Here is a 23082-nt window from a genome sequence, read left to right as displayed (position 1 = left end):
AATCAATGAACCTAACTTTCGTCAAGTCCATACACTATTTATAGAGTCCCGATTATGACAACAATTTAGCTTGAAAGAGCCCATACCCGGCGTTATACTAGACAAGTGTTTTCCGAAGATCGCTCATAAGCGAAGCCTTGGCTTCCGAGCCTATGGCAGGCGCTTTGCGAGAGGTAAACCCAAAACCTAATTTAATGAATAAAGAGGTGAGAAGAAGAATGGAAGGCGACCCGAGTACCCAGCACAGCGCTGATCAGGAACAACCGTACAGGATTAACATCAGCTTGCCGGCGGCGGGAGCACTTCTTCTTCATGCCTTCGGAAAATAAGCGGCCCCTATCGTCACAAACAGCCGGCCAAGCTGATTTGTTTTCCTGTGCTTTCATAAGCATATTCCCTGGGCAAGCTAGGGAGAGAAGGAGTGAATCAGATGAAAATCCGGCTGGTTAACGCAGGCATCTTTACGCCTATTGACGATATTGACCTGACCCTCGCCCCTCCGGCGGAAGGGTTCTATTGGATTGATGCAGACGTGGAGGATTTGGCGCTGCTGCAGCCTGTATTTAATCTTCATGATCTGGCAGTGGAGGACTGTCTCAGCGATGAGGAACAGCGTCCCAAAATTGAAATTTACGAGAGCCATTATTTTATTGTAGTTAACAGCATCCGTTTTGATGACGAGGAAATCTTCCTCCGGGCCCTTAACGTTTTTCTCGGGCGGCATTATATTATTACCGTCACGAAGCAGAAAATTCACGAGCTGCGCACCCTGAAGCCCGTTTTGTGGGAGCAGGAGGTCAGTACCCCGGACCGCTTCCTTTACCTTCTGGTAGACCTTGTCGTGGACAATTATTTCGCCGTCGGCGACCGGATCGAAGTCAAGATCGAGAAGCTGGAAGAAGATATACTGATGCATACCAAGAAATCGCACCTGAGCGAGATTATCGGTCTGCGGGGCGAAATTCTGTGGCTGAAGAAAATGCTTGGCCCGCAGAAGGAAGTCGTCAACACCCTGAACAAAAAAGATCTCCGGCTGATCGACGACCAGCTGCAGAAATATTTCAGCGACATCTACGAAAACGCGGTCAAAATTTCCGAGACATTCGAAACGTACCGCGATCTGATGGGCAACTTACGAGAAGCTTATCAGTCCAGTATCGCCAACCGCGCCAATGAAATCATGCGGGTGTTTACGGCGATTACGACCATATTCATGCCGCTGACCGTGATCACGGGTATCTATGGGATGAACTTTGACAACATTCCCGAAATTCATACAAAATACGGTTACTATGGCGTCATCGGCGTTATGGTAACGCTGGGATGCGGGATGCTGTACGTGTTCCGCAAAAAAGAGTGGCTGTGAACAGCCGGCCCGCAATTTCCGTTATATAGAGAAGGTCTCCCTAACGCCTCCGGGCGCCGGGAGGCCTTCTTTTGGCTTGAGCGGGCTTATGCCTGCTCCTGCGGGTGAGCCGCAAGTCCTTGCGTGCCCTCGTTCTCCCTGCGGAATCGGAGCCGTATCAGCCGCAGGCGCTCGTAATACAGATCCAGGCTGCCCGCGGACGTGATCTCTTCGCCGTAGACTTTATGCAGCACCGGCTTCAGGAGCGTATCCCCAAGCTCTTGGTAAGCATTCCAAACCGCTTCCTGCTCCGCGCCGGACATGCTTGCCAGTTCCCTGTCGATCAGCGAATCGACAATATAGCCGTCCTTCTCGAGCTCCTCGATGGCTTCCAGAATCTCTCTTCGCGAAGAGGCGCTTCGCTCTTTGAGCTCCTCAATCCCGCAGCCGTCCGCAATGCCCTCAAGGAGCACACGCCGCAGGCGCAGGCGCTCCAGCTGCTTCTTGTATTTGATCTCCTTCTGCTTGTACAGCCAGGAGGTGAAGGACTCCTCATCAACCTCGGCGCCGACCCAGCTCAGCGGAAAAGAATGGCTGCGCTCCGCCGCAGAGGTAATGGCCAGTATCTCCAGGCCGTACTGCGCGGCCTTGGTCTCTCCCACACCTGGAATTTGCAGAAGCTCTTCCTCGGTCTTGGGGAGGAAGGTGCCCAATAAACGCAGCAGGCGATTGCTTGCGAGCAAATAGGGCGCTTTGCGTTCTGAAGCGGCTTTCCGGCGCCGCCATGCGCATAATTCTTCGTACACGGACTCATTTGCATGCTGCTCGCTGTAATACTGAAGCTTCAGCTGCTCCTGATTCCGTCCTGTCGGGCTCTCTTCTTCGTGGAAGACACCGTCAATAAGCGGCCGGTAGCCCTCCCCCATTTTGACCGCCAGCTCATGCCTGTACACACCGAGCATTTCGTTCCAGGAGGTTCCCTCATACCATAAAGAATCGGCGCTTTCCTGATTTTCGCCGAATTCGCGCCAGCCCAGGCGCCAATTCCCCTCCTCCTCGCCAATCCACAGCTGGGCGAATTCCCCGGCGGAATCCCCCGATTGTTTGGATAACCGGTTCATGAATACGATTTGCATTTTGCTTCCCTGCCTTTACTTTTTTAATGGTCAGTATTCGGAATTCCGCGCCGTAAAGGCGCGTGTCTTCGGCTTCCAGGCGGAAGCCCCTCGGTCGAACACAAAAAAGCGCCTCTCCCACGGTAACGTGAAAGAGGCGCTTCCTCCCGAACGGCTATACTGTTAATTCATACAATACCATATATTTCCGAACAGTCAATCCCTTTTGCTCAAAAGACGGATCAGAGCCGGATCAAGAAAGTCTATTATTCCTGGGCAAGAGCCATGGCTGCCAGCCCGATCGCACCGGCCAGACCCGCATTGTCCCCGAGACCGGGAGGCACCACATAGCTGTCGATATCAGCCGTCAGCGAAGCATGCTGCACGTAGCCCTTCAACAGCTCCTGAAGCTTGGCGCGGATCAGCGGGAAGAGATGGCTCTGCTTCATGACGCCGCCGCCCATGACAATTTTCTGCGGCGACAGAATCAGCACATAGCTCATCAGAGCATGGGCCAGATAATGGGCCTCAATCTCCCAAGCAGGATGATCCGGGCCGAGCTCCGCTCCCGGCACCTGCCAGCGCTGTCCAAGCGCGGGGCCTGCGGCCAGCCCCTCCAGGCAGTCCCCGTGGTAGGGGCATGTCCCCGCAAAAGCATCGTCCGGATGGCGGCGGACATAAATATGTCCCATTTCCGGATGGGACAGCCCGTGGATCAACCTGCCGCCCACAACGGCTCCGGCTCCGATACCGGTTCCTACCGTGATGTAGAGGCAGCTGTCCAGCCCCCGTGCCGCGCCCCAGGTGTATTCACCAAGCGCGGCGCCGTTGACATCGGTATCGAAGCCGATCGGCACGTCGATTTTGTCCCGGACCGCGCCGACCAGATTAAATTGGCCCCAATACGGCTTGGGCGTCGTCGTAACATAGCCGTATGTCGGGCTTCCGGGAATCGGATCGATCGGCCCGAACGAGCCTATGCCGATCGCTTCGACATTTTTACCTTCAAAATAGCGGTACACCTCTGCCATCGTCTCTTCCGGACGGGTCGTCGGGAAGCTGACCCGGTCGATAATACTGCCGTCCTCATGCCCAATCCCGCATACAAATTTTGTTCCTCCCGCTTCAATTGCACCTAGTACTCTCACAGGCCTGTCTCCCCTCTACTCTTGCATGCGCTTTCAATCCATAAGCACATATCCGCTATTTATTATACTTTGCGCGCCAAAAGAATAACAAGCAAATCCCTGCCATTCGCCGGCTGGTAACATTCGGACACAATAGGAGCGAAAGACCGCTGCGCTTCCGCCTTACGAATAAAGACTGTTCCACAGGACGCTTTGTACGCGCTCCATGTGAAACAGTCTTAATCAGATTCCGCTGACCATCCGATCAGGCAAACGGGTCAGCCTTTATGGCCCCAGCTGCGGTAGAGCGGCTCTGCCGGTCCGGAAGCACAATCTCCACGATTCCTTCCTCCCGCTGCTCTTCCTCTGCCGCCGAAATGAGATACATCAGGCTGCCGAACTCCAGCTCCTTGAATTTGCGCGCGGCCGAATCCCGCTGCAGTTCCCAGAGACACTCGGTCAGCGTGCAGACGAGCGGAACGTCACAGCGGATTTCCGCCAGCTCCCGGGACAGATGAAGCATGTCCAGATCCGCTTCGATCTTGCTCCGCACCCCTTTGGGCAGCAGATGGAGATTCTCGATTACGCCCTCCACTGTCCGGTATTCAGCCAGCAGCTTGAGCGCTGTCTTCTCTCCGATTCCCCGGACACCGGGGTAATTGTCGCTCGTATCGCCCATGAATCCCTTCAGGTCGATGACCTGGGAAGGGGTAAGCCCTTTTTCCTCCAGCAGCGAACCCGGATCGTATACTTTATAGTTGGACCGGCCTTTTTTCATAATAACGACCCGGACCTGATCATTCACCAGCTGAAGCATGTCATGGTCTCCTGTCAAAATGTACACCTCGGACTCCCCGCCGAAGCAGGAAGCCAAGGTACCGATGCAGTCGTCGGCTTCGTAGCCAGGAATGCCCACATTCGGAACGCCGAGCTCGGCGACCACCTCTTTGACCAGGTCGAATTGCGGAATCAGTTCCAGCGGAGGCTCCGCGCGGTTCGATTTATAAGCATCAAATTTCTCGGTGCGGAACGTGCTCTTGCCCATATCCCAGCAGCATACAACGTGGGAAGGCTCAAAGGTTGACACCGCGTCGAAAAAATACTGCAAAAAGCCGTAGACGCCATTGGTCGGCAGTCCGGCGCTTGTCTTGCGAATATAGCCTCCGTATGCAGTGGCATAATAGGCCCGGAACAGCAGCGCCATGCCGTCCACAATCATTACGCGGCTTCTTCCTTCTCCACTCATCGCCGTTCTCCTCCTTTACTCATTTCCCCAGGCTTTGCGGTAATCCTCTTCCTTGAACCCGACCGTCACCTTGTCCTCCGAGACAACGATAGGGCGTTTGATCAGCATGCCGTTCCCGGCCAGTAGCTCCAGCTTCTCGCGGTCATCGAGGCTTGGCAGCTTCTCCTTCAGGTTTTCCCGTTTGTAGACCTCGCCGCTTGTATTGAAAAACTTCTTGAGCTCAAGGCCGCTTGCCTCGGCCAGAGAGGACAGTTCGTCCGCTCCCGGCGTCTGCTCCACGATATGGCGCAGCTCCAGCTCATGTCCCTGTTCTTTCAGCCATTTTACCGCCGAACGGCAGGTGCCGCACTTCGGATAATGATATACAATCAATTGACTCATTGTGTACGATTCTCCTTATTTCAAATCCGTTTCGTTAATGTCTGCGACGTCTCTTGTTCCAGTCCTCAGTATTGCTTCCAGTTCCAACATATCCGGAGGAAGCGGAGCTTCAAACGTCATCTCGCGGCGAAAAATCGGATGCGTGAAGGACAGCCGCGCCGCGTGCAGCGCCTGTCGGCCGATGGCGGCGTCCAACTCTGCCACCCGGGCAAGCTTCGCGGCCGCTGCGGGCGCCGCGCCCGGATCAGCCGCTTCATATACCGGATGCCGGTACATCCGGTCCCCGATCAGCGGCTTGCCGATGGAGGTCATATGCACACGGATTTGATGCGTGCGCCCGGTGAGCAGCTTCAGTTCCACTTTGGAAGCATAGGGGTACCTCTCCCTGACCTCGTAGCGGGTCAGCGACGGATAACCGTCCGGCGTCACAATCCGCCGGTGCGGTTCGCCCGGATCGCGGTCGATCGGACCGTCGATGTCGCCCTTCTCCGGCTCCGGAACACCATGGACAAGCGCAATATAGCGTTTGTCCACGGTGCCGGCCAGCATCTGCTCCGAGATGTGCTGGTGGCTGTACGGATTCTTCGCGATGGCGAGGACGCCGGACGTCTCCTGATCCAGCCGGTGGACGGGTCGAAAGCGATAGCGCTCGTTTTTTTGCGCCCAATAATGGACGACTCCGTTAGCCAGCGTATCGGTATAGTGGCCGTGGGTAGGATGCACGATCATGCCCGCGGGCTTGCTGACGACCAGCAGGTGCTCGTCTTCATACAGGATAGGGAACGGGATCGGCTGCGGCAAAATATCCTCCGAGATCTCCGTCTCCATCCGGATTTCCACGAGATCGCCGGCACGGACGTGCACGCTGATATAGACCCTTTCCCCGTTCAGGGTAATTCCCCGCTCGGTCAGTTTGAGACGGGACAGCAGCTTGCGCGAGACATCCATCCGCTTTTGCAGAATTGTCTTAAGCAGCATGCCGTCCTCTTCGGCAGGAACGGTGTAGGCGATGGGCAGATAGTACGTTGTCATCTTTAGTCCCGAAACACCTTGGCGCCGCGGATATATTCAACGTCCGTCACCCCGAGCCGCGTATTGGCCGTGCGGGCAAGCGCGAAGAAATAATCCGACAGCCTGTTCAGATAAGCCACGGTCATGCCGTTAATCTCTTGGCTGCGCCCTAGCGTAACGGTCCGGCGTTCGGCACGGCGGCATACGGTCCGGCAGACATGCAGGACCGAAGCAAGCCCGGTTCCTCCCGGCAAAATAAACCGTTCAATCGGCGGATTCCCGGCCTGAAGATCGTCAATCCACCGCTCCAGCCGCTCCGTCATGTCGCCGGTTACTTTCATCTTGCCTTCGTCCAGCCTCGCATACGCCAGATCGGAGCCGCAGTCGAACAGCTCGTGCTGAATTTCAAGCAGCTGCTCCCGGACATCGGCGAATACTTCGTCATGCATCATGCTGCGCGCCTGCCCGACAAAGCCGTTCAGCTCATCGATCGCGCCGTAGGCCTCAACCCGGATATCATCTTTGGAGACCCGGCCGCCGATAACCGAGGTCTCGCCCTGGTCCCCCGTTCGCGTATAAATCGACATGGTCCAACCCTCCGCTTCTTTTTGTGGAATTCTTTACTAACAAGCGACCGTCCTTCCGGCATCTCATCCGGCATAATCATACTTTAACATATTAACTTCGGCTTGCAAGGCCATCGATTGTTTCCAGCAGGCCCGCAAATGTAGGAGCCACACAAACAAAAAGAGGGCCCCAAGGACCCTCACCAAGGCACTCCCGCTAATTCTTGCGGGAACGCCTCTTCATATATTCGTTGATCTTCAAATCCAGCTTGCTGCTGATTTCCACCACGTTATCAGAGGTGAATGATTTCTCTTGCAAAAACAACTGCTCCATTCGATTGCGGAGTATGCGGATCTCCTCTTCCAGGGAGAGGCTGCGCGAGGTCGCATCATCCCTCGCGGAAGCTTTCCCGCTTTCCGGGAACCGGTTCCCGCCAAAGGACCACAGGTAGTAATCGCTATAAAGCAACATCATCCCCCCTAAAAACTGTACGGAGCGTAACTCCACTGCTTCCGTCATCGTATGGTCTGCCTCGCCTGAATCAACAGCAAAACAATGCGCGGAGTCGGATCATCCAGATTATCAATGTATAATCAGATTAAGGAACATATAAATAATCTGTATTCAGAGTAAAATTATACCATGTGACTGGATGATTTGCTATAACTTTTTCAACTTTTGCGTCAATTTTTGTGATTTTTATCAGTTTTTTGCCGTATTAAGCCTTAATTTCTTTCTCTTTCTTCAAAAGAGCAACAAACGCGCCAATCCGTTCCAGCGCTTCGTTTAATTGGCTCACCGATGTGGCGTAGGAGCAGCGCAGATAGCCTTCCCCGCCCAGCCCGAATACGCTGCCCGGAACGGCCGCCACCCGAAACTCCCGCAGCAGGCGCTGGGCGAATTCGTCGGAGGTCAGACCTGTACCGGCAATGCTTGGGAAGGCATAGAACGCCCCTTGCGGCTCATGGCATTCCAGTCCCGCATCACGCAGCCCCTTGACGATCAGACGGCGGCGCTGATTATAGGAATCCACCATCCGGTCCTTCTCCTCCATGCCGTTCGTCAGCGCTTCAAGCGCCGCCACCTGGCCCATGGAGGGCGCGCACATCACGGTGTACTGGTGAATTTTGAGCATAGCCGCGATCAGATCGGGGTGTCCGCAGGCATAGCCCAGCCGCCAGCCCGTCATAGCGAAAGCTTTGGAAAATCCGCTGACGAGTATCGTCCGGTCCATCATACCCGGCAGAGAGGCAAAGCTGATATGATTGCTGCCATAAGTAAGCTCGGCATAAATTTCGTCGGAAATGACGATCAGGTCATGCTTCTCCACCACTTTGGCGATAGGCTCCCAGTCTTCCCGGCTCATGATCGCTCCCGTCGGGTTGCTGGGATAGCACAGGATCAGAATTTTGGACCGCGGCGTAATTTTTGCTTCCAGCCCATCGGCCGTCAGCTTGAACCGGTCCTTGCCGAACGTCTCGATGCCAACCGGAACCCCGCCGCCGATCGAGGTGATCGGGGAATAGGAAATATAGCAAGGCTCCGGAATGAGAATCTCGTCTCCCGGCGATATCAGCGCCCGAAGCGCCAGATCAATCGCTTCGCTGCCGCCAATGGTCGTGATAATCTGGTTCGCGGGATCATAGTCCAGGTTAAATCGGGTATGAAGGTAATTGGCTATCCCCTCACGAAGCTCCGGCATCCCCGCATTCGAGGTATATCCCGTAAATCCGCGCTCCAGCGAATAGACGCAGGCTTCCCGGACATGCCAAGGCGTCTTGAAATCCGGCTCGCCGACCCCGAGAGAAATGATGTCTTTGCTTCCCGCGGCCATGTCAAAAAATCTGCGGATGCCCGAGGGCTGAATTTGCTGAACCAGCGGGGACAGATAAGATGTCATTGATTTGCTTTGTTCTCCGGCCAACTGTGTTTTATTCGTAATCATATCAGTTCATCTCTTCCTTTACGGGGAGATCATCAGACGGTTATCTTCTTCATGATCTTCAAAAATAATCCCGTCCTGTTTATATTTTTTCAGCGTGAAATTTGTCTTGGTCGACAGTACGGAATCAATAGGAGACAGCTTCTCGGAAACGAAGTTGGCAACCTCGCGCAAATTCCGGCCCTCCACTTCCACCAGCAAATCGTAGGCGCCGGACATCAGATAGACCGATTTCACCTGCGGATACAGATAAATCCGTTCGGCGATGCCTTCAAATCCGCGTCCGCGCTCGGGCGTAATCTGCACTTCAATCAGCGCTGTAACCCGTTCGTCGTCGACTTTATCCCAATTGACCACGGTCGCGTATTTCACGATTACGTGCTCCTGCTCCATTTGTTCGATCGCCGTCTTCACGTCTTCTTCTTCGGCCCCGAGCAGCGTTGCCATAAGCGCCGGAGTTCTTCTCGCATCTTCTTTTAACAGCTCCAGCACTTTTCTCTTCAACTCATTCATTTGTTCCATGACTTCCCTCCGGAATCTTCGCAAGGGACGGTTCGCCGCTGCCGGCGCCTCCCGCGAAAGAATTGGTTACATAAGAGTTTATTAATAATATGACATGAAAAGGTTGTGTCTGCAAACAAAAATGACTCGTCCAAGAAGAAACGCCTGACGGCGTCTTTTTAAGACGCAGGTGCGTTTCTCGTAGAAATATAAGACAAAATGATAAGCGCCCGCTATAAAGTCTTATATTTTAAAAAAAGCGTCCGCCCTTTCACGGATACCCGCGAAGAACGGACGCTTCTTATGACACCGCCGGAGCGGCCGCAAGGCTGCTGGTGCTGCTTCACCCGGGTATGGCCGATTTACATATAGTAAGGGTTACTCACGTTAGGTTGATGCTGGGACACGTTCGGTGCCTGGGCATACATGCCTTGTCCACCCATTTTTTGCTGAGCGAACTGCCGGGCTTTTTGCTGGGTCTGATGCGCGCTTTGAATTTGCTTGTCCAGCTCCTGGCGGAGCGCCTTGGAAGGAGCCTGGTACATGTTCAGCTGCGACATTTGCATGTAAAGATCTCCCTGAATGCGGAGCGTATTCATCGTCAAGTCATTAAAGGCGCGGCGAACCGTCTGACAATTGGACTCCGTTGCGGCTGTCGCATATTCGCGAACCGTCCGTTTCAAATCCGCCAAAATGATGTTGAGCAAATCCTCTTCTTGCATAAAAGCATTTGTGTTTTGTGCGTACACGTAAGTGACCTCCTAAAAGTTTTGTGCTGAGCAGCTTCCAAGATAAAACATCAACAAAACTCGCTTTGGAACCTTCGCGTAAACCGGTCCGGACCGGTTCAAAGTTATTGCGGCTGGGAAGGAGCGTACTGCTGGTGCTGCTGAAGAAGCTGGATCAGTATGTCCATATGGTGGTTGTGATTTTGGATATGCTGCTCGCAAATTTGGCGAACGGCTTGGTTTTGTGTCAACCCGGCCGTGGCGGCGTACTGCTTGATAAGCATTTCCTCATTGGAAATGGAGTCGGAAATATATTCCAGTTCTTTGCTGCTTAGCGGTTGCATTTGAGTGGATTGCATTGCATTCATTCCTTTCTTGGGATGGTTCAACCGCTCTTAGTATGCCTTTCCTTCCGCCATTTATGTGCATAATTTCGCAAGCAAAAAGCCTTCTTCTGAAAATCCAGGCGGCCATTAACTTTTGTTGCAGCATTTCTTTCAATTTGTAATAATGGGTTAGGGTATTAAACCGGGAAGGGTGGAGCTCACATTATGTGGAAAGATTTCAAAAACTTCGCGCTGAAGGGAAACGTGCTTGATCTCGCATTCGCTGTCGTGATCGGGGCCGCCTTCGGCAAAATCGTAACCTCGCTGGTAGGCGACATTATCACGCCTGTGATCGGACTCTTGAGCGGCGGGATTGATCTTGAAGGTCTGCAGTATACATACGGCAGCGCCGTACTGAAATACGGGGTTTTTCTTCAGAGCGTGATCGACTTCTTTATCATCGCCTTCTCTCTGTTTCTGCTGGTCCGGATTGCCGGAAAGTTTAAACGCAAAAGAGAGGAAGCGCCCAAAGCCGAGCCCGCGCCGACGCGCGAAGAGGTGCTGCTATCGGAAATCCGCGATCTGCTGAAGAACAAATAGTGCGCTAACGATCCTGAAGCAAAACAATGCCAAAAGCCGTCTCTCCTGCCCGCATAGGGCAAGGGAAACGGCTTTTCATTTAAGTGTGCACCAGGCCAGCAGCGGCTCGGCGTATCGCTAATTTTTGCGGTTATCGCTCGGGCACTATATTTTTCCGCAGCATCCGGCGCAGACACAGCCAGCTTCCGAGCGGCGCGACGCCAAGGCCCAGCATCAGCAGAGTAACGGTTCGCGGGGCGGCGCTGGCCGACAGAACGCCGATAAAAATAAATGTCCCCGCAAGCCTCCCGGTCATCAGACACAGTTCGCGCAGCACAATCAGTTCAACCCGCATCCCCGCGCTCTCCTTGCTCTCGCCCATCAGATCAAAGCTGCTCGAAACCATCGGGAGCATATAAAGCGGAATGAACAGCGACGTTCCGATCCCCATAATCAGCAGAGTGCCGTAGTTAACCTTCCATAACAGAGGGAAGATAACCGCCACCAGCAGCAGCGAGCCCCAGAACATCCCGGCCGACCGGTATTTCGGTTTAAGCCATTTTCCTGCCGCCCAGTAACAGACAAGCGATACCGCCGAGGTAATCAGCGTAAACTGCCCCAGCTTGCTTTCCTCTTGAGACGCTATGTATACGAGCAGGCCGATCAAAAAGGAAAATACGCCTTCCCGAAGCCCCTGGAATACAAGTCCCGCTCCCATTACACGCCAATCTCTATCTTCGGAATGAAGCTCATGCCAGGGCTCCAGCCATTGATACTCGCCGGGTGTTTTCCGCTTTTTCAGAAAGAAGCTCAGCACCGCCGCCACCCCGTAAATGCAAAGCGAGATGATGAACACCACCCGGTACCCCCGGTTTCCGTTCATCGCGGAGATCAGCCACCCGGACAGCCAGGGACCGACGATACCGGCCAAGGAGCCGAGTAGTCCAACCCAGCCGTTGAAAGCGTTCCGGTTACCGGGGTCCGTGGTCTCAAAAAAAACGATGTTGAAGGCAAGCCAAAACAGCCCCAAAGCAACTCCCAGCAGAACGCCGAGCGACCAGACATAATCAACCACCCGGCTCTCCAGCCACAGCACCAATAGATAAAAAAGGCCCGAAACGGCGATGCCAAGCCGCAGGGCATTCATTTTATTAAACTCCTTCACCCATTTGCCGCCCAGCCAAAAGCTGAGGCCCAGAGCAATTTGTTGAGCCACCGTAAACCAGCCAATCATGATATAGTCCTGGCGGCTTTTCCATAAGTATACATTTAAAAAAGTTCCCGCAAGTGCCCCCGACAGTACGAATAACCCGTTCACAGCCAAGAGCAGCCGCGGTTGTCCCCGCAGCGATTTATTCATGATGCTCCCCCCTTACCCTTTGAGACATGCCTTTGATAGCATGCCCCAAACGAAGGGATTCTTACCGGCGGGAATTTATTTCCGAAGGCCCCCGATACCCCGCACCCACTGCTCTCGGCCTTCTTCAGCCAGGCTGTGCTGAATCTGGAAGCATGACGGACAGACATACATATTCAGGGAAACCGGCGCCTTTAGCAGCGGCACGCCGACAGCGGCGGGTACGGCAGCTTTGAAATCTTTTACCAGAGTGGTACCAGCGAGCAGCATGTACTCATGGCATTGCGGACATTCCGGAACCTCGGCCTGCTCATCCAGAATGGCCGCCACGTTACTGTCATAGCGCTCCAGATCGTAAGTGTCACGATAGCTGTCGAGCAGATTGAAGACGGGAACAATGCCGTCCTGTCCGTCTTCTCCCCACAAATCCTCGTCCCCATGTTCATGCTCATGCTCGTCGTCGTCTTCCTCATCCTCCAGAACCTCGCTGCTGATGTTGACCGTTCGGTAAGCGCTCAGTTCGTTGCCGCAATGCGGGCAGTTTTCCTCCGATCCAAGTTCCTCATCCCATACGATTTCCGTATGGCACCAAGGGCACACAGTTGTATCCATCTCTCCAGTCTCCTTCATCATTTCATCATTAAGTAGATAATTCCGGCCGCCAAAAAAAGAACCGCCGAAACAAACAGCACGCGCACCAGAATTTTCATGCCGCCCTCAAGTCTCCCTCTGCGCTTAGATCGTTCTTTACAAAATCGAGGCCCCGATGACATAGGACAACGACACGGAAATCAGCATCGCCGTAAGTCCGACCGCCCGGTTATCCGCCGCAATCTCCTTGTCAATCGAAAAGACGGGCGTCAGAAATTCAAACATGAAGTAGGCGAGCAGAAGGAGAACGAAACCGATGAGGGACCATTTCATCGTGTCATAAATCGAGGCCTGCGCCTGAATGCTGAAGCGGAGCACATTGCAGATACCGAATATTTTGCCGCCGGTTGCCATTGAAGCCGCCACGTTACCCTTTCGGATTTCTTCCCAGCAGTTGTATTTCGTCACCATTTCAAATATGGACAAAAAGACAACCAGCTCCAGTATGGCGACCGCAAAGTAGCCGAGCACGCTTCCCAGCGGATGATTCAGCAAAGCATCGATTGTGTGTTCCATGGGTTCCTCCTTCTTTCCGCCGGAAACGCCGCTAATTCAGCTCAGCAACCGTTACGCCTGCTCCGCCTTCATTATAGTTGCCGAGGCGGTAGCTCTTGACATGCTTGTGTTTGCGCAAATATTCCTGGATTCCCGAACGCAGGACACCGGTTCCTTTGCCGTGGATGATATAAATTTGTCCAAGGTTGCCAAGGAACGCTTCATCAATGAAACGGTCCGTTTCGATCAGCGCCTCCTCCAGATTCGCTCCCCGCAAATCGAGCTCGCTGCGGGTATTATCGTCCCGGGTGCGCTTCAAGGTCGTGGCCTGGCGGAGCGGCTGGGGCACAGATGGCTTCGCGGAAGACAGCAGCTCCAGGTCGTCCAGCCGCACCTTCATTTTCATAATGCCGAGCTGTACGACGGCTTCTTTGCTTCCGCTCAGCTCGACGACATGTCCTTTCTGATTCAGGCTGTTCACAGCCACTTCATCTCCGGGGCCGATTTGGCGCGCCGGCTTGTTCTTCGCGCCGCGTGCAGGCTCCTTCTTTCGTGGCGAAGGCTGCGCTTCATCGAGCCGCCGCCGGGCTTCGATCAGCTTATGCTCCTTGACCGACGCTCCTTCCTCCAGAGCCAGTCGCCGCAAATCGCCGATAATCTGTTCGGCTTCCTTGCGGGCCTTGTCGACAATCGCTGCGGCTTCCTTCTCCGCCTTATCCAGCCATTTGTCCCGCTGGTTCTCCAGCTTCTCCAGCTCCTGGCGCTGTCTGCCGCGCAGCTCTTCCGCTTCGCGCCGCAGCATCTCGGCCCGTTCGCGCTCGTTCTCCGCGCCGAGCCGGTTCTCTTCCAGGGAAGCGATCATATGCTCGACGCGCAGATCCTCTTCCTTGACCTCGCCCCGCGCATGCTCCAGAATGGCCTCCGGCAGTCCCAGGCGCTCGGCGATCGCGAAGGCATTGCTTCGGCCGGGAACGCCGATCAGCAGGCGGTACGTCGGACGAAGGCTCTGCACGTCAAATTCCATGCTGGCGTTGATGACGCCATTACGTTCGTAAGCGTAAGCTTTAAGTTCGCTGTAGTGCGTTGTCGCCACCATCCGGCAGCCCGTCCGGTGGATATGTTCCAATATGGCAATGGCCAGTGCGGAACCTTCGGCCGGGTCCGTACCCGCGCCGACTTCGTCAAGCAGAACCAGGCTTTTGGGAGTCATCCGCTTAAGGATGGATATAATATTGGTCATATGGCTCGAGAATGTGCTCAGACTCTGCTCTATGCTCTGTTCATCTCCGATGTCAGCGAATATGCCGTCGAACACGCACATTTGGCTGCCTTCTTCTGCCGGAATAAAGAGTCCGGACATCGACATCAGGCTGAGCAGCCCGATGGTCTTCAGTGTAACGGTCTTGCCGCCCGTATTCGGGCCGGTCACAATAATGGAGCTGTACTGGTTGCCAAGCTCCGCATCCAGAGGAACGACAGACTCTGCCGGAATCAGCGGATGTCTCCCTTTGCGCAGCTTCAAGTAGCCGCGGTCGTTCATTCGCGGCCTGGACGCTTTCATTTCTCTGGCCAGACGGGCTTTAGCGAATATAAAGTCAAGCTGGCCGAGAATATCGACATCATAAGCGGTCTCCTCGGCAATTTCACCGACAAGGGCGGTCAGCTTACGCAGGATGATTTCGATTTCTCGCTCCTCGCGCAGTCTCGTCTCCCGGAGCTTGTTGTTCATCGCGACAATTGATTCCGGCTCGATGAACAGCGTCGCCCCCGAGCCCGACTGGTCGTGAACGATGCCGCCGAAGTGCGAGCGGTATTCCGCCTTAACCGGAATAACGAACCGGTCGCCGCGGATCGTAACGAGCTGGTCCTGCAGCATCTTCGCCACGGAGGAGGAACGAATCATCGAATCCAGCTTCTCGCGGATTCTCGTCTCACCGTTTCGCAGCTCTCTGCGGATGGCGGACAGCTCGGGGCTGGCGGAATCAAGCACCTCCGCATTCTCGTCGATGGCAGAGCGAATCGCGTCCTCGACAGGCTTCTGCTCCGAGATCAAATCGCTTAGATCGAAGAGCATCGGAATCTGCTCTTCTTCATGCATGGCCGCAAGGAAGCGCTTGACCCGGCGCCCGCCGCCAATCGTGTTACCGACGGCCAGAAGCTCGTGCGTGCCAAGCATTCCGCCGATGGAGGCCCGTTTCAGCGCCGATTTAATGTCGGTGATGCCTCCGAAGGAAGGGATTCCCTTCAAGCGGTCGACCGTTGCCCCTTCATCCGTTGCCTGCAGCAACAGCTTGACGGCTTCAAAATCGCCCGAGGGCCTGAGGGCTTCCGCCATTGCTTCTCCCATCGGGGTTTGTGTATACTGCACCAATTTATTTAAAATCTTTCGATATTCAAGCGTATGCAATATCTTGTCGTCCAATTACGGTCACAGCTCCCTTCATATAGAAATCATTATACCGAATATAGAGCATTTCCGCTATTTGGGTGCTGCCTTCCAACATAACGGAGAATGATTCTGTGTACAATAACGATTGCACGTATCCTTAAGCTTGAAGCAAAGGAGGCTTGTACAGTGAGGTTTTTAGGTCATGTAGTCCGCTTTATCGTTTCCGCGCTGGTTCTTCTCGTGGTTGGCTGGATTGTGCCAAACTTCAGCATCGGCGGATTCTGGAGCGCCCTTATGCTTGCTTTGGTGATCGCCCTGCTCGGGTGGATCGCCGAAGGCATCTTCGGGCGCAAAACAACACCGTTCGGGCGCGGTATTGTAGGGTTTCTGGTGAGCGCCCTGGTCATCTGGCTTGCGCAGTTCATTGTCGCCGGAGTTAGCGTGTCCATCATCGGCGCAATCCTCGCGGCACTGGTCATCGGGATTATTGACCTGTTCCTGCCTGTCTCAACGCCGTTCGAAGCCGGCAAATAACAGGAAGCCGCGCAGCCCACAAAGAAGCCGTCCCCTGCACATAAGTGAAGGGACGGCTATCTTAGGTTATGGATCAGACCGGCACAAGCCGATGTTCACCGGCGGTGATTACCCGGTTTTTTCCGCTGCGCTTAGCCTGGTAGAGGGCTTCGTCCGTTCTTCGAAACAGCAGCTCCTTGCCGTCTCCTGCCCGGTAAGGGCAAAGGCCGATGCTAACGGTAATCGGTTTGCCTCCCGCATAAGGATGCTCCATTTCCGATATGCCGGACCGAAGCGCTTCGGCCAGCACCAATGCGTCCTCCAGGCTTTTATCCGTAAAGATGACCGCGAACTCCTCGCCTCCGTACCTGGCGGCAAAATCGTTAAGGCTGATCGTTCCGCCGATCTTCGCCGCGACCTCTTTCAGCACAATGTCTCCGATCCAGTGCCCGTAGGTATCGTTTACCTGCTTGAAATTGTCGATATCAAACAGCGCAAGCTGCAGCTGCAGCCCGTTCTTCTCGCTTTGCTCCAGCAGTGAATCCAGATATTCGTGAAAGGTCTTATGATTGTAAAGCCCCGTAAGCGCATCGATCTTGAGCAGCTTGTCCGAAAGCGCCCGTTCGACCAGAAGCCCCTGCTCCGACTTGGTCACTTGCTCCAGGTAATGGCTCGTTTCGTACGCTCTCACGATAACTCCCCGGGCCATCACGACAAACACAATATAAATACATTCCATCATCAAAAATTCAAGCAGCGGTTTCTCCAGCAGCCTTCGCTCCAGCCCGAAGTAAATGCCGGCGTACATAAAGAGATTAAGCCCTCCAAGCGCAAACAGCATCCTGAGGTCAAAATACACAAGCGAGGCCATGACCGGTATCATCAATGCCATCTGGGCGCCGTCGATATACGGTTCGACTATAAAGTACAGCAGGTAAGACACCAACAATCCGCTGCCGATCACAATTTGCTTCTGAAATCTGAATTCGGCCCGCAGCCACACTTCCGCCACGATCATAATCAGCAGCATAAACAGGCAGCAAGGGAGTATAAAATAACCGATCTGCTCCGGAACAGTGGTATCGGGCGCCAGCTTCAAGCCGCCAATCGCATAGACCATTTGCCCAACTAAAGTTATCGCTATCAGCGTCCAATACAAATTTAATATCTTTCGGTGCCAGACTTCCGTGTTCATTATAACAGCTGCTCCACTAATGACAATCCCCTACTTTTAACCTTTGTATTATAATATATGCGCGGTATAGTGCTTTTCATTATAATAAATTTGAATCGCTTTTGCATCCGGTTTTTAGATTCCTGATTTAGCTTGCGAGACCGGTTGTGCCATTTTCTTTGCCCGGAAGCGTTATCATTGTAAAATCAGGCATATGCTCTTTTTGTGCTAGTTTTGCTGTAGTCCAGTCCCGGTGCATAAACTTCGTAATACTTAAGCGTACGCTTCCGATGCGAGTTTTGCTGTAGTCTTGCCCTGAACCATAATCTTCGCAAAACTTTTAGGAGGGTTCACATGAAAAAAACGGCATTGTACCTGACATCCATCACTCTTTTGCTTACTCTCGTCAGTGGCTGCGGGAAACCAAGCAACGGCGGGAACACCGCGGACAGCGGGACCGGAAGTACGGCCGTCACGGCTTCGGCGCAGGAGGAAATCGTCATCAAGGCAACCAATTTCCGCTTTGACCAAAAAGAGTACCATCTGAAAAAAGGGATTCCCGTCAAAATTACACTCGAGAACGCAAGCGGCAATCACGGCATTCTGGTTCCGGAGCTCGAGCTTCAATTAAGCGGCAAACATCTTTCACAGGTAATCGTTCCCGAACAAGCGGGGACGTTCAAGATGACCTGTTCGGTATTTTGCGGCTCCGGTCACAGCCAAATGAACGCCGATCTCATCGTGGAATAGCTTAGTCAAAATGATAAAGGGCAGCCCCGAAAGTTTGGGGCTGCCCTTCAAATGCAAGAAACGCAGTCGCGGCCTGCTCGGTCGCTGCCCGTCGTTTCTTCTTGTGCGGTTATGTTCAACTATCCTGTTCGATGAGCTGAATCCATTCATTATACTCATTTTGCAGCTTCGCATATTCAGCCTGAAGCTTCTGATGCTCCTGCGCAACACGATCCAGCTCGTTCTGCCGGATGTTGAATTCGGCCTGCAGCAGCCGCAGCTGCCCCTGGGCAAGCTCGTAGCTTTCGCCGATCTCTTCAAGCTTCCGGAGCGCGTCGCTGCGCTCCTGGCTAAGCGAATCGCGCAGCTGCTCGCCCTCCTGGGCCTCCTGCTGCCAGACTTCGATTTCTTCGCGGAGCTTCGATTCCGTCTCGGCCCACGTCTGCTGCGCCTGCTTCAGCTCTTCGTAGCTCACTTTCCACGATTCGCCGTAGCTCCGCGCTTCGCTCAGCTGTTCGCGCTGCAGCTCGGCCGCCGCCGCCGCCTCTCTGCCCGCTTCGGACAGCTCCTCCAGCCGAAGGGATGCTTCCCCCGCTTCCTCTTCAAGCAAACGGCAGCGTTCCTCCAGCCGTTCTCCGCTTTGCAGCACTTCATCGTACTGCATGATCAATTCCTCATGACGCTCACGCAGACCGGCCAGATCGCTCTCGGTCTCCTCGCTGCGGACACGCAGCGCCTCTGCCGCGCTCTCGGCTTCCCGCCGGAGAGCCGCTTCCCGCTCCAGCGACTTCGACAGCTCTGCGGCTTCGCTCCGAAGTCTGTAAAGCTCTCCCTGTACCGCTTCGAGCTTCTCCTCGGCTTCAAGCAAGCTGACTTCGAGTTCGCCGATCTCCTCCTGCCGCTTGCCCGCCGCCGTCTTCCACTCGCCATGCTCGGCCGTTATCCGCGCAAGCTCTTCTTCGGTGCGATGAAGCTGCTTGGACGTCTCGCCCAACGACTTCCGCAGCTCTTCCGCCTGGCCCGCCGACAGCTCATAGTCCTGGCGTAGCTCCGCTAGCTCCTGCTGCAGCAGGTCTCCCAGACCAGTGGCCGCCTCCAGCTCGCCGCTCAGCTTCTGCTCGCGCAGAAGAGCCTCGTTATGCTGAGTCTGCAGCGCGGACCGGGCTTCCCGCTCTGCTTTGAGGCCTGCCTCTTCGGAGCGCAGCTTCGCCTGAAGCTGGCTGATCGTGCCGCGCAGCTCGCCGAGATGCTTCTCCATCTCCTGCGCCGCTTGCTTGTGCCGGTTCTCCTGGTTGCCCAAGGACTGCCGAAGCTCCTTATTCTTTGCAAGCTCCCGCTGCAAAGATTCCCGCTCCTGGCCCAGTTCCTTGTTCAGCGCCGCGGTGGCTTCTTCCCGCTGACGGGTCAAGATGCTCTTCGTCTCTTCCAGCTCCCTGCCGAGCGCCGCCTTCGTCTCCGTAAGCTCCCGCTCCAGGCGGTCCGTGATCTCCGTTAGCTCCGACATGTGCGAAGCCCGAAGCTCCTCCAGCTCCGTCCGGTGCCCGGCGCTGAGCGCTTCCACTTGCTTCAAACGCAGCGTCTCGGCCTGCTCCTGCTGGAGCCTGTAGCTCTCGCGGCTCTCTTCCAGTTCGCGAGCATGCGCTTCGCGAAGCTCCTCCAGCTCTAGATCCCGCCGCTTCAGCTCTTCCTCAAGCCCCTGCCGGACCTTCGCTGCGGTCTCCTCCGCCTGCCGCAGCCTCTCGCTATGAGCGCTGCGTTCCCGCTCCTCGACCTCCAGATGCCGCTTGCGTTCCTCTTCGGCTCCGGCGATCAGCCGCTGCTTCTCCTCTTCGGCTCCGGCAATCAGCTGTTGCTTCTCCTCTTCCGCCTCAGCGATCAGCCGCTGCTTCTCTTCCTGAGCCGAGGCCGTCAGCCGTTCCCGTTCCCTCTCCTGCTCCCCTTGGGCCTCGAGCAGACGGGCAACCTCGGCGCGAAGCAGGCTGCGTTCTCCGGTCAGCATATTCACTTCATTCTTGAGATCCTGCGCCTGGATCGCCTGCTCCGCCATATGTACGGCTGCAAGAACCGCTATGCGCGGAGTATCCAGCCGGCTATGGGATTTGGAAATCGCCCGCATATGCTCGTCCACATATTGGGCGACCTGTTTCATATATTCAGTGCTGCTTCCAACCAATTTATAGGAAGTACCGTAAATTTCGACGGCGACACGAGTCCGGTCCATTGCCACAGTTGTGCCCTCCTTTATGTGTATGCGGATTCTAAGTTGGTCTCTCGTCTCTCTATTGTAACGTTATCCACAAGCATTTGGCAAAAATGCGCGCTTATCTATTAGCCGTGATTAGCCGCGGAAGCCTCTCCAATGCAAAAGAAAAGCCGCAGCGAATCCGGGGTTCTAATTGGATTCGCTGCGGCTTTGCACAATTCCTGCTACTTTCTTAAGTTTGCACCAAAACTTTGCTGGAGCGCGTCCAGCACCTTGGCGTGCACCTCCGAAACTTCCTCATCGGTTAATGTATGCTCTGCATGGCGGTACAGCAGGGAAACGGCGACGCTCTTCTTGCCGCTTTCCATCTTCCCGCCCGTATAGACGTCAAATACTTGCGCCGATTGCAGCAGGCTGCCTCCCTGTTCGCGGATGACATCCAGCAGACGGCTTGCCGGAACTTCCGAATCGACGACGAGTGCAATATCCCGTTCCATACCGGGGAAACGCGGAAGGTCCGTGAACTGCAGCGTTGTCCGGGCCGCTTCGTAGAGCGGCGCCAGCAGAATCTCGGCCGCATACGTATCCTCCAGATCCTGCTTGCGCTGTAGATCCGGATGAATCTGGCCTATGGTGCCAAGCTTCACCCGTTCGCCCCCCGCGTTCAGGTAGACCGATGCGGAGCGGCCGGGATGATAGCCCTGCGGCGAATCGCCTTCGAAGACAACGGCATTCTCTAATCCGAGGTAGGCGAACACCGATTCCAGTGCGCCTTTCAGATCGAAGAAGTCGACGGGTTCGGCTGCGACATTCCACTGCTTCGCTGCCCGGCTTCCCGTCAGCAGCAGACCGAGGGTCTGGAACTCCCGAGGCTGACGGGTCAGCTGCTCCTCATCGGTAACAAAGACGGTACCGATTTCGAACAGCGCCAGATCGCTCTGGCGGCGGTTCAAGTTGTACTGCGCGATATCAAGCAGCTGCGGCAAAAGGCTGGTCCGCAGCACGCTGCGCTCCTCGCTCATCGGCAAAGCCAGCTTGACCGCATGCCCGCCCTCGGTCAATGCCGGGAACAGCGTCGTCTGCTCGGTCTGAATGAAGGAATAGCCAAGCACTTCCTGGTACCCGCCGTCGGCCAGCAGCCGGCGCAGATTGCGGCGCATCGCCTGCGGTCCGGTCAATCCTCCCGGTGTTGTCGGTCCTTCAATCGGCGTGGTCGGAATGTTGTCATAACCGTACAGGCGGGCAACTTCCTCGAGGAGATCCACGTCCAGCGTAATATCGCCGCGTCTTGTAGGCACGCTGACCTCAACCACTCCTTCTTCCGCATCGCCGAATGAAAAATGCAGCCGCGCAAACAGCGTCTTCACTTCCAGCAGCGAAAGGTCCGTGCCGAGGCGGCGGTTAACCTTGTCGAGCGAGAGCTTGATGACTCTCTCCTGTACGTCGTCTGTTCCGGCCTGAACGATCCCTCCATGCACGGAGCCGCCGGCAATGCTGCCAAGAAGCGAGGCCGCGCGGTCCAGCGCAGGGATAACGGAGCGCGGGTCCACTTCCTTCTCGAACCGCAGGGAAGCTTCCGAGCGGAGACCGAGCTGGCGGGAGGTCTTGCGGACCGTTCCGCCGTCGAAACGGGCCGATTCCAGTACGATATTCACCGTCTGATCGGTGACTTCCGAATTCAGGCCGCCCATCACGCCTGCCAGCCCCACCGCTTTGGCCGCATCCGCGATAACCAGCATATGCGGCTCCAGCTTGCGCTCCTGGCCGTCCAGCGTGGTGAGGATTTCACCTTCGCGGGCGAGACGGACGCCGATGACGCCGCCCTCAAGCCGGTCGGCATCGAAAGCATGCAGCGGCTGTCCGTATTCCAGCATGACATAGTTCGTGATGTCCACAATATTGTTAATCGGACGGATGCCGGCCGCCATCAGGCGATTCTGCATCCACAGCGGAGAGGGAGCGGGCTTCACACCGGCGATATACCGGACTGCATAATGCTTGCAGTGCTCCTCGTTCTCAATCGTAACGGCTATTTGCTCAGAAGCAGGGGATGCGATCTCAATAACATCCCGGCCCGGATTCGGCAGAGACAGCTCACGTCCCAGAATGGCGCTGGTCTCATAAGCTGCGCCGATCATGCTCAAACAGTCGGACCGGTTCGGAGTCAGATCGAATTCAAGAATCTCGTCGTTCAAACCGAGCACTTTCGTAATGTCCTGCCCGATTTCCGTATCTTCGGGCAGTACGAGGATGCCTTCCTGAAGCTCCTTCGGCAGCAGCTTGTCGTTCAGACCCAGCTCTTTGGCCGAACAGATCATGCCCTGGGATAGAACGCCGCGAAGCTTGGCCTTCTTGATCTCAAGACCCGGAAGCTTCGCGCCGACGAGCGCTACGGGAACCTTTTGGCCGGCGGCCACGTTCTTCGCTCCGCAGACGATCTGCAGGTCCTCTTCCTGACCGGCGTCGACAATGCATACATTCAGCTTGTCGGCGTCGGGATGCTTTTCCTTGGATTTAACATATCCGGTAACGATGCCGGACAGCCCTTTGTTCCGCTTCTCTACGCTGTCGATTTCGATGCCCGCGTCCGTAATTTTATCCGCCAGATCCTCTGCGGTCACACCATCCAGCGAAATATAATCAGCCAGCCAGCCGGTAGATACTTTCATGTCCGCTCACTTCCTTATTTAATGTTGATTTTCT

The 23082-nt window shown here is 55.1% G+C and carries 23 protein-coding genes; 4 read left to right on the top strand and 19 right to left on the bottom strand.

The features are described 5' to 3' along the window. Positions 1–191 precede the first annotated feature (191 nt). Complete coding sequence (locus G5B47_RS11270) at positions 192–386, bottom strand: hypothetical protein (protein WP_165097912.1); 195 nt, start codon at positions 384–386, stop codon at positions 192–194. 44 nt (positions 387–430) lie between these two features. Here G5B47_RS11270 and corA point away from each other — a divergent pair, with 44 nt between their 5' ends. Further along, positions 431–1366 (top strand): magnesium/cobalt transporter CorA, encoded by a 936-nt coding sequence (gene corA / locus G5B47_RS11265; protein ID WP_165098293.1) that lies wholly within the window; start codon positions 431–433, stop codon positions 1364–1366. Between the two features lie 86 nt (positions 1367–1452). On the opposite strand, the gene G5B47_RS11260 is transcribed toward corA, so the two are convergent. The 11 genes from G5B47_RS11260 to G5B47_RS11210 form a co-directional block, all read right to left on the bottom strand. Then, complete coding sequence (locus tag G5B47_RS11260; protein ID WP_165097910.1) at positions 1453–2481, bottom strand: HRDC domain-containing protein; 1029 nt, start codon at positions 2479–2481, stop codon at positions 1453–1455. A gap of 245 nt (positions 2482–2726) precedes the next feature. Beyond that, entirely contained in the window at positions 2727–3608 is an 882-nt protein-coding gene (locus tag G5B47_RS11255) for an ROK family protein (RefSeq protein WP_165097908.1), read from the bottom strand. A 244-nt stretch (positions 3609–3852) separates the two neighbouring features. Continuing rightward, positions 3853–4833 carry a 5'-3' exonuclease gene (locus tag G5B47_RS11250; RefSeq protein WP_165097907.1) on the bottom strand — a complete coding sequence of 327 codons (981 nt, stop codon included), beginning with the start codon at positions 4831–4833 and terminating at the stop codon, positions 3853–3855. Between the two features lie 15 nt (positions 4834–4848). After that, on the bottom strand, positions 4849–5214 hold the full coding sequence (locus tag G5B47_RS11245) for an arsenate reductase family protein (protein ID WP_165097905.1): 366 nt from the start codon (positions 5212–5214) through the stop codon (positions 4849–4851). 15 nt (positions 5215–5229) lie between these two features. Beyond that, entirely contained in the window at positions 5230–6246 is a 1017-nt protein-coding gene (locus tag G5B47_RS11240) for an RluA family pseudouridine synthase (protein ID WP_165097903.1), read from the bottom strand. A gap of 2 nt (positions 6247–6248) precedes the next feature. After that, positions 6249–6812, bottom strand: coding sequence for a cob(I)yrinic acid a,c-diamide adenosyltransferase (locus G5B47_RS11235; RefSeq protein WP_165097901.1), 564 nt, complete (start codon positions 6810–6812; stop codon positions 6249–6251). 196 nt (positions 6813–7008) lie between these two features. Then, positions 7009–7266, bottom strand: a complete 258-nt coding sequence (locus G5B47_RS11230; RefSeq protein ID WP_165097899.1) for an aspartyl-phosphate phosphatase Spo0E family protein — start codon at positions 7264–7266, stop codon at positions 7009–7011. A gap of 244 nt (positions 7267–7510) precedes the next feature. Further along, entirely contained in the window at positions 7511–8737 is a 1227-nt protein-coding gene (locus tag G5B47_RS11225) for an aminotransferase class I/II-fold pyridoxal phosphate-dependent enzyme (RefSeq protein WP_165097897.1), read from the bottom strand. A gap of 18 nt (positions 8738–8755) precedes the next feature. Next, complete coding sequence (locus G5B47_RS11220; RefSeq protein ID WP_165097896.1) at positions 8756–9256, bottom strand: Lrp/AsnC family transcriptional regulator; 501 nt, start codon at positions 9254–9256, stop codon at positions 8756–8758. Between the two features lie 341 nt (positions 9257–9597). Continuing rightward, positions 9598–9984: a spore coat protein gene (locus G5B47_RS11215; RefSeq protein ID WP_165097894.1), complete on the bottom strand. Its 387-nt coding sequence runs from the start codon at positions 9982–9984 to the stop codon at positions 9598–9600. Positions 9985–10088: 104 nt separating this feature from the next. After that, a complete protein-coding gene (locus tag G5B47_RS11210) occupies positions 10089–10322 on the bottom strand; it encodes a hypothetical protein (protein ID WP_165097892.1) in 234 nt (77 codons plus the stop codon). 192 nt (positions 10323–10514) lie between these two features. Here G5B47_RS11210 and mscL point away from each other — a divergent pair, with 192 nt between their 5' ends. Next, entirely contained in the window at positions 10515–10889 is a 375-nt protein-coding gene (mscL, locus tag G5B47_RS11205; protein WP_165097890.1) for a large conductance mechanosensitive channel protein MscL, read from the top strand. Positions 10890–11019: 130 nt separating this feature from the next. Here the strand turns inward: mscL and G5B47_RS11200 are convergent, their stop codons facing one another. The 4 genes from G5B47_RS11200 to G5B47_RS11185 form a co-directional block, all read right to left on the bottom strand. After that, positions 11020–12228, bottom strand: a complete 1209-nt coding sequence (locus G5B47_RS11200) for an MFS transporter (RefSeq protein ID WP_165097888.1) — start codon at positions 12226–12228, stop codon at positions 11020–11022. A 75-nt stretch (positions 12229–12303) separates the two neighbouring features. Beyond that, positions 12304–12837 carry a hypothetical protein gene (locus G5B47_RS11195; protein WP_235949831.1) on the bottom strand — a complete coding sequence of 178 codons (534 nt, stop codon included), beginning with the start codon at positions 12835–12837 and terminating at the stop codon, positions 12304–12306. Between the two features lie 135 nt (positions 12838–12972). Further along, positions 12973–13392, bottom strand: a complete 420-nt coding sequence (locus tag G5B47_RS11190; protein ID WP_025334091.1) for a DUF350 domain-containing protein — start codon at positions 13390–13392, stop codon at positions 12973–12975. Positions 13393–13423: 31 nt separating this feature from the next. Beyond that, positions 13424–15793, bottom strand: coding sequence for an endonuclease MutS2 (locus G5B47_RS11185; protein ID WP_165097884.1), 2370 nt, complete (start codon positions 15791–15793; stop codon positions 13424–13426). Positions 15794–15946: 153 nt separating this feature from the next. Between G5B47_RS11185 and G5B47_RS11180 the strand changes: the two genes are divergently transcribed. Continuing rightward, on the top strand, positions 15947–16294 hold the full coding sequence (locus G5B47_RS11180; protein WP_025334089.1) for a phage holin family protein: 348 nt from the start codon (positions 15947–15949) through the stop codon (positions 16292–16294). Between the two features lie 73 nt (positions 16295–16367). On the opposite strand, the gene G5B47_RS11175 is transcribed toward G5B47_RS11180, so the two are convergent. After that, positions 16368–17468, bottom strand: coding sequence for a GGDEF domain-containing protein (locus G5B47_RS11175; protein ID WP_165097882.1), 1101 nt, complete (start codon positions 17466–17468; stop codon positions 16368–16370). A 333-nt stretch (positions 17469–17801) separates the two neighbouring features. On the opposite strand from G5B47_RS11175, the gene G5B47_RS11170 reads away from it, so the two are divergent. Further along, a complete protein-coding gene (locus tag G5B47_RS11170) occupies positions 17802–18197 on the top strand; it encodes a cupredoxin domain-containing protein (RefSeq protein WP_165097880.1) in 396 nt (131 codons plus the stop codon). A gap of 115 nt (positions 18198–18312) precedes the next feature. Here G5B47_RS11170 and G5B47_RS11165 read toward each other — a convergent pair whose 3' ends face one another. Together G5B47_RS11165 and pheT are read right to left on the bottom strand one after the other, a co-directional pair. Next, a complete protein-coding gene (locus G5B47_RS11165; protein ID WP_165097878.1) occupies positions 18313–20403 on the bottom strand; it encodes a cell division protein ZapA in 2091 nt (696 codons plus the stop codon). 200 nt (positions 20404–20603) lie between these two features. Then, positions 20604–23048, bottom strand: coding sequence for a phenylalanine--tRNA ligase subunit beta (gene pheT / locus G5B47_RS11160; protein ID WP_165097876.1), 2445 nt, complete (start codon positions 23046–23048; stop codon positions 20604–20606). Positions 23049–23082 lie beyond the last annotated feature (34 nt).

This window comes from Paenibacillus apii (assembly GCF_011043685.1).
GTDB classification, from domain to species: Bacteria; Bacillota; Bacilli; order Paenibacillales; family Paenibacillaceae; genus Paenibacillus_AQ; species Paenibacillus_AQ sabinae.
This window is presented reverse-complemented; position numbering and strand designations above follow the sequence as displayed.